Source organism: Nocardia sp. NPDC056564, assembly GCF_042793755.1.
In the GTDB taxonomy this organism is placed as follows: Bacteria; Actinomycetota; Actinomycetes; order Mycobacteriales; family Mycobacteriaceae; genus Nocardia.
On the sequence record NZ_JBHTUR010000003.1, the window covers coordinates 722,802 to 734,956 of the forward strand.

Annotated in this window: 13 protein-coding genes; 9 read left to right on the plus strand and 4 right to left on the minus strand. The window is 65.8% G+C overall.

Translation table 11 applies throughout. The annotated features are described in order from the left end of the window. The first annotated feature begins 38 nt into the window (after positions 1 to 38). The 5 genes from ACFQ9K_RS11190 (at position 39) to ACFQ9K_RS11210 (ending at position 2,891) form a co-directional block, all read left to right on the plus strand. On the plus strand, positions 39 to 719 hold the full coding sequence (locus ACFQ9K_RS11190; protein WP_378725421.1) for a TetR/AcrR family transcriptional regulator: 681 nt from the start codon (positions 39 to 41) through the stop codon (positions 717 to 719). Between the two features lie 86 nt (positions 720 to 805). Next, on the plus strand, positions 806 to 1,261 hold the full coding sequence (locus ACFQ9K_RS11195) for a VOC family protein (protein ID WP_378725419.1): 456 nt from the start codon (positions 806 to 808) through the stop codon (positions 1,259 to 1,261). Then, positions 1,258 to 1,596: a hypothetical protein gene (locus tag ACFQ9K_RS11200; protein ID WP_378725417.1), complete on the plus strand. Its 339-nt coding sequence runs from the start codon at positions 1,258 to 1,260 to the stop codon at positions 1,594 to 1,596. The genes ACFQ9K_RS11195 and ACFQ9K_RS11200 overlap by 4 nt, the downstream gene beginning before the upstream one ends. Positions 1,597 to 1,768: 172 nt before the next feature. After that, entirely contained in the window at positions 1,769 to 2,359 is a 591-nt protein-coding gene (locus ACFQ9K_RS11205) for a DinB family protein (protein WP_378725415.1), read from the plus strand. 199 nt (positions 2,360 to 2,558) lie between these two features. Further along, positions 2,559 to 2,891, plus strand: a complete 333-nt coding sequence (locus tag ACFQ9K_RS11210) for a hypothetical protein (RefSeq protein ID WP_378725413.1) — start codon at positions 2,559 to 2,561, stop codon at positions 2,889 to 2,891. A 38-nt stretch (positions 2,892 to 2,929) separates the two neighbouring features. On the opposite strand, the gene ACFQ9K_RS11215 is transcribed toward ACFQ9K_RS11210, so the two are convergent. Then, on the minus strand, positions 2,930 to 4,204 hold the full coding sequence (locus tag ACFQ9K_RS11215; RefSeq protein WP_378725411.1) for an FAD-binding oxidoreductase: 1,275 nt from the start codon (positions 4,202 to 4,204) through the stop codon (positions 2,930 to 2,932). Positions 4,205 to 4,758: 554 nt separating this feature from the next. Between ACFQ9K_RS11215 and ACFQ9K_RS11220 the strand changes: the two genes are divergently transcribed. Further along, positions 4,759 to 6,162, plus strand: coding sequence for a M1 family metallopeptidase (locus ACFQ9K_RS11220; protein ID WP_378725409.1), 1,404 nt, complete (start codon positions 4,759 to 4,761; stop codon positions 6,160 to 6,162). 122 nt (positions 6,163 to 6,284) lie between these two features. Here ACFQ9K_RS11220 and ACFQ9K_RS11225 read toward each other — a convergent pair whose 3' ends face one another. Then, positions 6,285 to 6,554 carry a hypothetical protein gene (locus tag ACFQ9K_RS11225; protein ID WP_378724350.1) on the minus strand — a complete coding sequence of 90 codons (270 nt, stop codon included), beginning with the start codon at positions 6,552 to 6,554 and terminating at the stop codon, positions 6,285 to 6,287. A gap of 493 nt (positions 6,555 to 7,047) precedes the next feature. Here ACFQ9K_RS11225 and ACFQ9K_RS11230 point away from each other — a divergent pair, with 493 nt between their 5' ends. Next, positions 7,048 to 7,686, plus strand: a complete 639-nt coding sequence (locus tag ACFQ9K_RS11230; protein WP_378724347.1) for a pyruvoyl-dependent arginine decarboxylase — start codon at positions 7,048 to 7,050, stop codon at positions 7,684 to 7,686. Between the two features lie 126 nt (positions 7,687 to 7,812). Then, positions 7,813 to 8,154 carry a MazG nucleotide pyrophosphohydrolase domain-containing protein gene (locus tag ACFQ9K_RS11235; RefSeq protein ID WP_378724345.1) on the plus strand — a complete coding sequence of 114 codons (342 nt, stop codon included), beginning with the start codon at positions 7,813 to 7,815 and terminating at the stop codon, positions 8,152 to 8,154. On the opposite strand, the gene ACFQ9K_RS11240 is transcribed toward ACFQ9K_RS11235, so the two are convergent. Continuing rightward, positions 8,146 to 8,607 (minus strand): MarR family winged helix-turn-helix transcriptional regulator, encoded by a 462-nt coding sequence (locus ACFQ9K_RS11240; protein ID WP_378724343.1) that lies wholly within the window; start codon positions 8,605 to 8,607, stop codon positions 8,146 to 8,148. The two genes, ACFQ9K_RS11235 and ACFQ9K_RS11240, sit on opposite strands and share 9 nt — an antisense overlap. 118 nt (positions 8,608 to 8,725) lie before the next feature. On the opposite strand from ACFQ9K_RS11240, the gene ACFQ9K_RS11245 reads away from it, so the two are divergent. Further along, positions 8,726 to 9,421: an SDR family NAD(P)-dependent oxidoreductase gene (locus tag ACFQ9K_RS11245; RefSeq protein ID WP_378724341.1), complete on the plus strand. Its 696-nt coding sequence runs from the start codon at positions 8,726 to 8,728 to the stop codon at positions 9,419 to 9,421. 1 nt (position 9,422) lies between these two features. Here ACFQ9K_RS11245 and ACFQ9K_RS11250 read toward each other — a convergent pair whose 3' ends face one another. Further along, positions 9,423 to 11,993 carry an MFS transporter gene (locus tag ACFQ9K_RS11250; protein WP_378724339.1) on the minus strand — a complete coding sequence of 857 codons (2,571 nt, stop codon included), beginning with the start codon at positions 11,991 to 11,993 and terminating at the stop codon, positions 9,423 to 9,425. Positions 11,994 to 12,155 lie beyond the last annotated feature (162 nt).

The following is a 12,155-nucleotide window of genomic DNA, read 5'->3' on the forward strand; positions in this document are numbered from 1 at the left end:
GATACACTGTATCGACAGATGCGATGTATTGTCAGGTCATGCTGGTATGGGAAAGGCCGGAGCCACCGAATCGACCCGCGCCGGCTCCGCTGAGCCGGAAACAGATCGTGCGCGCGGCGATCCAGCTGGCCGACGCGGACGGCCTGGACGCGGTGTCCTTTCGCAAGATCGCCGCCGTGTTGAACGTCGGCCCGATGCGGCTGTACGGCTACGTCGCCGACAAGGCGGAGTTGCTGGACTTGATGGTCGATGCCGTGCAAGCCGAGATCCAACCGACCGGCGACGGGTGGCGGCCGATGCTGCGATCGCTGGCCGAAGCCACGCGCGACGCCGCACACCGGCACGAATGGCTCGCCGAATTACTCGGCGGCCGACCGCAACTCGGACCGCACGCGCTGGCCAACGGGGAGACGGTGGCGGCCGCCATGCGCGACCTCGACGTGGACGCGGTCATGCCGGTGGTCGCCGCGGTCAACGCGTACGTGATCGGCGCGGTGCGCCGGGAGATCGCCGAGCGGCAGGCCGAGCGAGCCACCGGCATGGACGAGCGGGGTTGGCAGGCCGCGCGCGGGCCATACCTCATGCGCGCCTTCGCGACCGGGCAGTTCCCCGCGTTGTCCGCGGTGGTGCACGATGCCGCACACCTGGACGCCGACCAGACCTTCCAGATCGGCCTCGGCTTCCTCCTCGACGGCATCCGGGCCGGCCTGCCGAGCTGAGCCACCGATCTCGGCAATAGGGTTCCCTTAAGGAACTTCAAGGTGCTACGGTCCTCAGCGTCTCCGAAAACGTAGGAAGGTATCGGATGGGCTTCGCGCAGCGCTTCGACCACATCGGCCTCACGGTTGCCGACATCGACACCGCGACAGCGTTTTTCGTCGGACTCGGGCTGGAAGCAGACCAGAAGATGACCGTCGAGGGCGAGTTCCTGGACACCGTGATCGGCATGACCGGCGCGGCCACCGAGATCGTCATGCTGCGGTTACCCGGCGGCGGAACGACGCTGGAACTGTCGAGCTTCGTCCGGCCCGATCACCTCCCCGGCTCGCCCGCCGCCCCGGCCAACGAACTGGGCCTGCGCAACGTCGCCTTCGTGGTCACCGACCTGAAGGCCGCGGTCGAGCACGCCGCCGCCGACGGCTACGGCCTGGTGGGCGGCATCGGCGAATACGAAGGGGTGTGGCGGATGGCCTACATCCGCGGACCCGAAGGAATCATTGTCTCGCTGGCCGAGCAGATCGAGAAGCAAGGAACAGAATGACCACGACAATCACCGACGAGCAGATCCAGGCCCTGGCCGCGACCGCGAAACCCTTCAGCCTGGCCCTCCTCCAGTGGGGTCCGGAACGGAACAGGGACGGCGCCGACGCCATCGAGCTCGAACACCAGCGCCGCATGGTGTCGCTGCGCGCCGACGGAGTGATCGCCGTGCTCTGCCCGGTTGCCTCCGACACCGTGGCCGGCGTCGCGATCATGACCGTGCCTGCCGAGGAGGCCGCACAGATCATGGCCGCGGACCCCTGCGTGCAAGCCGACATGATCCGCTGCGAGGTCCACCCGTGCCACGGCTTCCCCGGAGACGCCCTTCCTGCCTGAGCCGTCGCGGATATGGTTCTCGCGGCAGGCACCTGCGCTCGACAGGTGTTGGCCGCGAGAGCAGTCCGGTTCTCTACGCATTGCGAGCCGACCGGCGTCCGCCTGGTGAATGTTGTTGGCAGGGACGGAAAATAGGCGCGGAGTGGGCGGATCTCCTGGCAGAGTGCTCGACATGACTGCCTCCGACCCCAAGACGGATCTGCACCGGTATCTGCGCTATGCCCGCGAAGCGATGTTGTGGAAGCTCGATGGTTTGTCCGAGTATGACGTTCGCCGGCCGATGACGCCTACCGGCACCAATCTGCTGGGGCTCGTGAAACACCTCGGTGCGATCGAGTTCGGCTATTTCGGCGACACGTTCGGCAGGCCGGTCGACGAACCCATCACCAAGCTCGATTTCGAGGCCGATCCCACGGCCGACATGTGGGCCACCGCCGATGAGTCGCGGGCGGACATCATCGCGTTCTACCAGCGGGCCTGGGCCCACGCCGACGACACGATCGACAGCCTCGACCTGGCCACCGAGGGCTCGGTGCCATGGTGGACGAAGGACCGCGTCGTCACGTTGCATCGGATCCTGGTGCACGTCACCACCGAGACCAACCGGCATGTCGGGCATGCCGACATCATTCGCGAACTCATCGACGGCGCCGCCGGCCTGCTCCCGCACAACGACAACCTGCCCACCGGCGACTCGGACTGGTGGCAGGGGTATCGGTCCAAGCTGGAGCAGACCGCGAAACAGGTTGCCGGACTCGACTGATCGAGGAGTCTTCGAACTCAACCGCCGCCCGTGTGGTCCAGGGGTGGCGGGCGGGCGGCTCGGCCGGAATCATCGGTCGGGTGACCGTTGCGGCACCGGTGCGGCACGCCCCGGCCGCCTGTTCGGAAGGTGCGCGATGCGATTCGGGAAGGCGCGGTCCATGCGACCGGGACTGCTTGGGCAGGAGGTACCTTCGGTCGTGAAACGCGTGAACGGTCTCGGCCTGCTCGAACTCGGCACGGCAGCCCGCTCCCACGGTTTCTCCGCCTACGGCAGACCGCTGTGGACGAAAGCATCGCTGACCGAGATAGTCTCGGTCGTCCTGATCCCGATCTGCGCCAAAAACAACGTCGCGGGCCGGCTCCAAGCCTGGCGATGCTACGCCGGAGTCACCCTGGACGGACAAGGAACATTCAGCTTCACCCTCGACATCGCCCCCACGGATTTCGACAACCTACCCACCGTCACCGACCCCTGGGACGTAGCCGAAGCCCTCCTCTACCACTCCCCCCACCTGCCGGTAGAAGACTGAACACCCACTCGATCGACCCACCACGCGACGAGACCGTATTACCTGTTGATCCCCCACCGCAGCCGGCGGTCCGGATCGACGGCTTGACGCAGGACCTGCAACCGGGGGAAGTTGTGCGCGAAGCAGCGTTCCACCGTGTCCGTCGGTTCCACGTGGTTGACATAGCCGCCTGCGGACTCAGTGGCCACTGCCTGGTTTGCACCGGCGATCCACCGGTAAGCCTCATCGACCGTGCTGGGGGCCGTGACCGCCCACTCCACAGCCACCGCGTGCGCACGCCACGGGAAGGCTGAGGCGTCGAGCGCGGTGTCTTTGATGGCCCCGTCGATCGGTTCGACCATCACCAGACCCGGTGCACCGCTGCGCGAACGGGCGGCGATGACCTCGACGATAGCGTCGGCGGCGGCCGGAGACAGCTGCCTGAGCACATCGGAGCCGGCAACCCGGGTCGATCCCGGACGCGGCTTGTCGAAATTGACGTCATGTACCGCGTCCAAGTGCTCCAGCGTGCGGTGGTCGGTCGCGGTGGGTGGAGTCGAGGCCGCGGCGATCAGGTCGCCCGCGGCCCCGGTCCCGGCACCGGCCGGGCAAACGATCAGGACGTCGCAGCGTGGGCCGTCCGCCGCCGCCTCGACGTTGACCCGCGCCCAGACCGCCCGATCGGCCGATGCCATCCACTGCGCCCAACCGGTGAGGACCTGGGCCGCCCGGTCACCCGGAAAGGACAGTCGCACCACGTCTTTCGAGACCGCTGGGATGTGGCGATAGGTCAGCGCGGTGACAATGCCGGTGGCCCCGCCCGCACCGCGCAACGCCCAGAACAGGTCCGGCGCGCTGGCTGCGTCGACTTTCTTGGTGTCGCCGTTCGGCAACACCAGCTCGGCCGCAACCAGCCGATCACAGGTCATCCCGTAACGACGCCCATCGAACCCGAGACCGCCGCCGAGGGTGAGACCGGCCAAACCGACGCCAGAGCAGACGCCCACCGGCAACGCCAAGCCTGACTTGTCCAGTTCGGTCAAGGCCGCGAGACTGTTCACCCCCGCGCCGGCGGTGACCTGGTCGGCTTCGACGGAGATGTGGTCGAGCCCGCGCACGTCGATGACCAGTGCATCGGTGGCCGCGGACGCGCCGACGAAGGAGTGACCACCGGCCCTGGCGGCGATGGGCAGGCCGTGATCGCGGGCGAAGGCCACGGCCACCTGTACGTCCTGCGGTTCCGCCACCTCGACCACGCCGAGGGGTGCGTTGTCGTCGAACCGGGGGTCGACAAGCGCCTTCGTCGTTCGATACTCGCGGTCCTGCGGCAGCACCAGCGCACCCCGCAATTGACTTCGCAGTCTGGTCCATTCGGTGGGATTTACGGTCGCTCCGGCCCGCGCGGACGACGTTCCCACAGCCGCCACCGCCACGACCGCGCTCGCCCCGCGGATCAGTGTGCGACGCGAGAATCCGGATCCGGTACGAGCCGCCCCCTCCGGCCGATCTCCCGGTGCGATCACGCTGTCTGCCTCTGTGTCACGGGGTGCCGCTCACCGACCATCGACACGTGCGAAGGCGGAGCACCTATCGACACAGCGGGCATGAGTTGTCCTCCTTGTTGGCTGTTATTCCAGTGACGCGTGGAGATCGCGCCCGGCCGGCGACCCGATGCCTCCAGTTGTTCGAACAGAGATGATTCGGTGCAGCCTGACCCGCGGATGGGCCATGACCCCGATCAGTCGCCGACCGGCAATGGCTGCGCGATGTTTCGCCGTATCGGAGCCATCCACAGTCACGGCGGCGACGAAGACTACAGGACGTGTCCGGTGCGGACGCGGCTGATCAAGCGTATCGGTGCGACCGCGCGGAAGTGGAGTAGTTGTTCATGAAGCTGTTCGGATTCTGCTGTGCCACAGTGTGTTTAGTGCTGACATCATCGGCGATCGCGGTAGCCGAACCGCCCATCGATCCGCTCTCCGGCGCACCAGGCTTGGGGGATCCGTACTTCCCGATGGATGGCAACGGCGGATACGACGTGAGTCATTACGAAGTGAGCATCGACTACGACCCGCCCACTCGCGATCTCATCGGCAAAGCTGTCATCGATGCGACCGCCACCCAGGCCTTGAAATCCTTCAACCTGGACTTCGCGGGCCCACAGATAGCAAAGGTGGCGGTCAACGGCACCGGTGCCGGATTCGACCGTAACGGAGCGCATGAACTGACCATCACGCCGGCTCAGGCGCTGCTGCCCGGCGTGCCGTTCACCGTCGCCGTGGAGTACGCGGGCCAGATCTCGCAGAGCGAGTCCGACAAGGGCTGGACGATCCTGCCCAGCGGTGCGGCGGTGGTTGCCGGACAACCACACTCGGCCAGGGCGTGGTATCCGCTCAACGACACCCTGCTCGACAAAGCCACCTTCACTCTGCAGGTCACCGTGCCCGCCGACTGGGAGGCAGTCTCCATCGGCACCCGAATCCACGAAGCGGTCAGCGATAACAAGCGCACCGTCCGGTGGGAGGCACGGCATCCGGTGCTGGGCTACCTCACCATGGTCGCGATCGATCACTTCCAGTACCTCGAGCAACGCCGAGCCGACGGAACCCCGCTGTTGAGCGCCTTCGCCCCCGGCGCGCTGGACAAACGGGACTTCGAGCAGCGGCTGCCCGAAGTACTCGATTTCGAGGAGAAGCTTTACGGGCCGTATCCTTTCGAAACTGCGGGAGGCGTATTTCTGGACGTCGATATCGATGCCTCATTGGAGACGCAAACCAGGCCCGTCTACGCGAGCTGGGCGAAGCTGAGCACCATCGTCCACGAAATTTCACATCAGTGGTGGGGCGATTCGATTACGATACGTCACTGGTCGGACATCTGCCTCAATGAATGTTTCGCGGAATACACTGCCGCCTACCTGTGGCCCGAACGCAAAGATGGCGTGGACGTCGACCAGAAGTATCGCGAGACGATTCGAGCGCACCACGACGACCCGGCATACTGGCGCATTCCACTGGAAGATCCAGGCGCAGCGAACATCTTCGATTCCGTCTACGATCGTGGCCCTCTTTTCGTGCACGCACTGCGCAAACAGATCGGCGACGATGTCTTCTTCGCCGCCGTTCGCGAGTTCGCCACCTCGTACCCGCACAGCGCCACCTCGATGGGCGACTTCCGTTCGTTTATTCAGGCAAAGTCACGTGCCGATCTCGACGGATTCTTCCACGCCTGGCTCAACACTACGGCCCCGCCTGCGGACGAGTATCTTTACCCGGGAGCGTTGCACGGCTGAAATGCGGAAGTCCATTCCGGGGGACATGAGATAACATCCCGCCAATGTTGCCGCCCGACTAGGCGGCGGCAACATTGGCGGTGCCGGTCAACAGGAGGGGACAGCCCGAGGCCCTCCAGGGCCTACTCGTTACTGCATATTCGGGGGATCCTGGCGCTCCTCGTTGCGCCCGCCACGACCCTCCTCGTTACGCCCCCCTCGACGCTCTTCATTACGCCCGCCACGGCTCTCTTCGTTACGCCCGCCACGGCGTTCTTCGTTACGCCCGCCACGGCGTTCTTCATTACGCCCCCCTCGGCGTTCTTCATTACGCCCCCCTCGGCGTTCTTCATTACGCCCGCCACGGCGTTCTTCGTTACGCCCCCCTCGACGCTCCTCGTTACGCCCGCCACGACCCTCCTCGTTACGCCCCTCTCGCCGTTCGTCGCCGGCCCGGAAGGCTACGAACGTAGGCTGTTGCTCAGCAGAGGCATATCCCGTTACCGCGCTACCTCGAACCTCCCCCGGAGACGCTGCGGCCACGCCCGTCGTCATAGTGAGCGTTGCGGCGACGGCGAACAGGCCCAATACCGCAGCGACGGGGCTTTTGTGAAACATCTATACAACCTCTTTCGACGGTCGAGTGAGTAATTCCATTGCACGACATATTCGAAGCCGCAGGAGGTCCGGATCGGTGTCGCGCAAATAATTTCCACGCCGAAGCCGCCTGGCGCCGTTTCGCACGCCGTCGCTCGCCGGCCGAAATCAGTTCCACCCCAGAAACACCCACGCTTCCGAATACGAATCCCGACAGATATCGTGATAATTCGGACTCCATGCCTTGAATCGACGCCCGAAGCGCGTGTCGGCGACGTCTCGACGCGACTGTTTTGCCATCATCTTCCGGTGAACATCGAATACACTCCCGGCACAGCTGGGATCAATCGCAGATCATTCATCGTCGCCGGCGGACTCGGCGCTGCACTGGCGTCCGGAGTTTTGTGGTCGAGCGCGCCTTACGGACGCGCGGATGAGCAAGTCCAGGAGGCAGCGCTGACTATCGAACTCGGGCCGGCGAGCGGGACGGGTTCGACCGCCAAAGCCGCCTTCAACGCGGCACTGACTGCGCTGGGAGTAAATGACGCCAACTTGATCCACCTGTCGTCGGTGATCCCGCCGCGCGCCACCGTGCAACGCGTCGAACGCGTCCGTAAACAGATTCCCTGGGGTGATCGGCTCTACTGCGTCTACGCCGTTCACTACGCATCCGACGCGGGCAAGCGAGCAGCCGCGGGATTGGGGTGGATCCTGCGCGACGATGGTTCCGGCGCAGGACTTTTCGTGGAACATGTGGCCGAGACCGCCAAGGAGGTCGAGCAGCTGATCCGGTCCAGCCTGGCCGACATGGTGCGAGACCGACCGGAAACATTCGGCCCCGTCCAGCTCTGCACCAGCGAAGTCCGCTCCGAGGGCACTCCCGCCTGCGCCCTGGTACTGGCCGCCTATTCCACCACCCCCTGGGAGCCCAGCGGGACCGGCCACTGACCGAGAGCCGAGCCCGCGGACGCCGGTTCCCGCTGATCACCAGCGCGTCCAGGAACGCACGGGAGCCGGGAGTTGAGTCGAAGCCCGGCACCCACTGGCTGAAGTTGCGCAAGGTAGACACGGGGAGTGGATATTCGAGAGCTTCAGGCCCGAGCGATGACGATTCATGATCTCTATGACGCGCTGAATCTCGCTGAGCGAGGACGGACTTGGACCCGGGCGGACTTCATGCTCGGGTTCGTCGGGGACGTGGGAGATCTCGCGAAGTTGGTCATGGGCGCCGAGGGGACTCGGGCGATGCCCGGCGGGAAAGAAGCGTTGGAACATGAACTGGCCGACTGCCTTTGGTCGGTGCTGATCTTGGCGCAGCACTACGAGGTGGACCTTGACAGCGTGTTCACCAGGACAATGGGTGAGCTGGAGGAAGTCATCTCGGCGCGGCTCGCGGAGAAATCCGGTTCAGCGTGACCGGCTGGCCAGGATCACCCTTTGCAAAGCAAGTTTGAACTGGTCGGCACCTGAGCCGCTCAGGGCGGCCAGGAATTGGCGCTCACAGGCATCGATGATGGTCGCGCCGGATTGCAGGACGGCACGGCCGGGCGGGGTGAGGGTGACCGCGTTCTTTCGGCGGTCGGTCGGGTGGGGATGACGTTCGACCCAGGTCTGGGTTTGCAGGCGGTCGATTAGGGCGACCATGGTTGTGCGATCGATGCCGAGTAGGTCTGCGACTTCTTTCTGCGAGCGTTCGGGCTGATCGTCGAGGCAGTTCAGGGCTGCCCACTCTTGGGGGGTGATGCCCAGCGGGGCGAGTTCGGTCGAGGTCAGCTCCGCGTATTGCAGGGCTGCGTGTTTGAGCAGGTATCCGAGCCGAGGGTGCGCGGCTTCGTCGGATGGTCGCGGCGGGTGGGCAGGAATCGGCACGTGGAAACCATATACTCATCTGATCGTCAGTATTGCTGACGATCAGCAAGCATGATTAATATGGGTCCAGGGTCGCCTGTGCGATCTTTCCGAATCTCGTTGCTCTCGAGGGGTATTCATGACGAAGTCGATCGCAGTACTCGGCGCCGGTCCGGGCCTCGGCCAGGCCGTCGCACAGCGTTACGCGGGCGCGGGGTATGACGTGGTGCTGGTTGCCAGGCGTCGCGAATCGCTCGAGTCGATCGCCGAGAAGCTGCCCGGGACAACGCATGTCATCACCGCGGACCTGGCCGACACCGGCGCGATCCCCGGGCTGGCCGAGCAGATTCGGTCCACCGTCGGCGATCTCGACGTGTGCTACTACGGCGCGGCGGCCGACGGATTCGTCCCGGTGCTCGACCTGACCCCGCAGCGCGTGCAAGACCTCCTGCGGCTCGGCGTCTACACCCTGCTCGAGCTGGTGCGAGAGTTCCTGCCCGCGATGATGTCTCGCGGCGACGGCGCGATCCTGAGCGCGCAGGGCGCAAGCGCCGTGCACGGGAATCCACGCGTCGCGGGCGGGCTGGTTCTCGCGGCCCAGCGCAACTATCTCCAGGCGTTGCATGCCGAGGTGGCCGCGAACGGCGTCTACGTCGGCGGGCTCTATATCGGCGCGGCGATCGAGAACAGCGCCTGGCACACCGAACTCGAACGCGCCAAGGCGGCCGGCGAACCGTTCTGGGACGTGCCGGCCGTCTCCCCCGCCCACCTCGCCGAACTGCTGTGGGACATGCAGCACGCGGGGGACGAAGCGGACGTCACCTATATTCGCTGACCTACTGCGAATCCTCCAGCTGATAGCCGAGTTTCACGTCGTGGTTGACCTCGCCGCCGGACACGGTTATTTGGCTGGTCGCCGGTGGGTAACCGCGAGCTACGACGGTGTATTGGCCCTGCGGTAGGTCGGTGACGAGGTAGCGGCCGTTGTCGTCGGTGCGGGCGGTGGCGGTGAGATCGCCGGTGGTGTCGAGGACGCTGATCTGTGCGTCCGGGACCGGGCGACCATCTTCGGCCAGCGCGGACCCGACGAGTACCGCCATGGGCGACATGTCGATGTCGTGTCGAAGGAGTCCGGCGTCGGGAACGGTGAGGGTGGTCGCGCTCGGGCGCATGTGTTCGGCCACCGCCACCAAGGTGTATGTGCCGGAGACGATCCCGTGACACACGTAGCGTCCGTCGGCGGTGGTCATTGCCGCGCCGACCACCTCACCGCGCAGGTCGGTCAGGGTGATGGTGGCGCCGTAGAGCGGGGTGCCGCTGGCGGCGGACCGGACGATGCCGGACAACTCACCGGAGCCGAGCAGGGTGAGGTCGAGGTGCTGGGCCCGCTGGCCCACCGAAACCGTCACCGCCGCAGGCTGATGGCCGGTGGCGGAGATGATCAGCACATAGCTACCGCTCTCGGGCACGCCGATGACGTAACCGCCGTCCGCGTCGCCGGTCGCCCGCGAAACCTGATGCCCGCGTTGATCGATCAGGGTCAGCGCCGCGTCGGGCACCGGATGCCCGTTCTCCCGCCGGATCCGGCCGCCGATCGCCCCATCGCCGTATCCTTCGAATCCCTCCACCGAGTCGAGCACGGTCACCGTGGAACCGGTTGCCGCCATGGCGAACTCGTGCGAGCCGTGGCCCCGGGATTCGGCGACCACCTGCCTGCCGCCGGCCCCGGCGAGCACCGGCTCCGGCTCCGCGAGCGCCTGCGCGGCGCCCGCCCAGATCTCGTCCTCGTCCCAGCTCGACTCCGCGACCGGCGCCGCCTTACGCGCGGCGGCAGGCACCGGACTATCCTGCAACGGGATCTCTTTCATGAACATCAACACCAGGCAGGCCAGCAACGCCACCGCCGCGGCGACGTAGAACACCCAGTGCATGGAGTTGGTGAAGCCGATCAGGATCGGCACCTTCAGCTCTTCGGGCAGCGCCTCGATGCCGCTGGTGTTGCTCTGCATGGTGCTGAGCTGCTCGGCATCGAACCCGGGCGGCAATGTTCCACCGAACGCGTCGATGATCTTGTGCGGCAACAGGTTGAACAGGATGGTCAGGAACACCGCGACGCCGAGGGTGCCGCCCATCTGCCGGAAGAAGGTCGCCGCCGCGGTGGACACGCCCATATCGGAACGCCGGCCCGCGTTCTGCGCCGCGATCACCAACGTCTGCATGCAGAAGCCGAGTCCGAGCCCGATCACCGCGCAGTAGGCCAGCGGCTGCCACAGCACGCTGTCGTAGTGCACCTGCGCGTACAGCGCCGAGCCGACCGCGGTGATGAAAGTGCCCGCCACGGGCAGGATCTTGTAGCGCCCGGTCTTCTTGGTGATCCGCCCGCCGAGCTGCGAGCCGACCGTGATACCCATGACCAGCGGCAGCATCAGCAGCCCGGCATTGGTCGGGGTGAAGCCGCGCACCACCTGGAAATACTGCGGCACCATGGTGATCGCGCCGAACATGGCGATGCCGACGATGAAGCCGCCGGCGATGGTGACGCTGAACGTCGAACTCTTGAACAGCCGCAACGGAATCAGCGCCGCGTCCTTCATCAGGAACTCGACGAGCAGGAACAGCAGCAGCCCGACCCCGCCGACCCCGTAGCAGAGCAACGCCCGATCCGATTGCCAGCCCCAGTTCCGCCCCTGCTCGGCGACCACCAGCAGCGGCACGGTGCAGATCGTCAGCGTCACCGCGCCGAACCAGTCGATGCGGTGATTCTGCCGCTGGTGCGGCACATTCAGCACCCTGGCGACCACCAGCCAGGCGAGCACGCCCACCGGCACGTTCACCAGGAACACCCAGCGCCAGCCGGCGATGCCGCCGAGCGTGTCCAGATCGGAGAAGAACCCGCCGAGCACCGGGCCGAGCACCGTGGCGAAGCCGAAGACCATCATGAAATAGCCCTGGTAGCGCACCCGTTCGCGGGCGGGCACGATATCGCCGACGATGGTGAACGCCAACGACATCAGGCCGCCCGCGCCGAGCCCCTGGAACGCGCGGAACCCGGCGAGCTCATACATCGAGGTGGCGAAGGTACAGGCCACCGAGCCGACGATGAACAGTCCGATTGCCGTGAGGTAGAACGGCTTACGCCCGTAGATATCGGCCAGCTTGCCGTAGAGCGGCGTGGTGATCGTCGCGGTGATCAGGTAAGCCGTTGTCGCCCACGCCTGTTCGTCGAAGCCGTGCAGGCTGTTGGAGATCTTCACGATCGCCACGCTGACGATGTTCTGGTCGAGCGCGGCCAGGAACATGCCGAGCAGCAGGCCGGACAGGATGGTCAGGATCTGCCGGTGTGACAGTGCGGGACCCGCGTCCGCTTCCAGGCCCGGCGACATTGCCTGGGTGGTGGAATTCGTCATGTGCGCCCTAATTCTGGTCGGCTGCGTTGTCAGCGGTCTTTCTCGAACACGCGCTTCCGCTCGTCGGCCGCCTCGAATGCGCTGCGCGGCCATCGATCGGATCGGCTCGGCACTCACCAAGCCTTGTGACACAAGCGATCTGCACTAACTACTGCTGGTAGA

Bases quoted from the DNA above. Each gene is read 5' to 3' on its own strand.
- ACFQ9K_RS11190 (WP_378725421.1), top strand. From the start codon at position 39: ATGCTGGTATGGGAAAGGCCGGAGCCACCGAATCGACCCGCGCCGGCT.
- ACFQ9K_RS11195 (WP_378725419.1), top strand. From the start codon at position 806: ATGGGCTTCGCGCAGCGCTTCGACCACATCGGCCTCACGGTTGCCGAC.
- ACFQ9K_RS11200 (WP_378725417.1), top strand. From the start codon at position 1,258: ATGACCACGACAATCACCGACGAGCAGATCCAGGCCCTGGCCGCGACC.
- ACFQ9K_RS11205 (WP_378725415.1), top strand. From the start codon at position 1,769: ATGACTGCCTCCGACCCCAAGACGGATCTGCACCGGTATCTGCGCTAT.
- ACFQ9K_RS11220 (WP_378725409.1), top strand. From the start codon at position 4,759: ATGAAGCTGTTCGGATTCTGCTGTGCCACAGTGTGTTTAGTGCTGACA.
- ACFQ9K_RS11245 (WP_378724341.1), top strand. From the start codon at position 8,726: ATGACGAAGTCGATCGCAGTACTCGGCGCCGGTCCGGGCCTCGGCCAG.
- ACFQ9K_RS11250 (WP_378724339.1), bottom strand. From the start codon at position 11,993: ATGACGAATTCCACCACCCAGGCAATGTCGCCGGGCCTGGAAGCGGAC.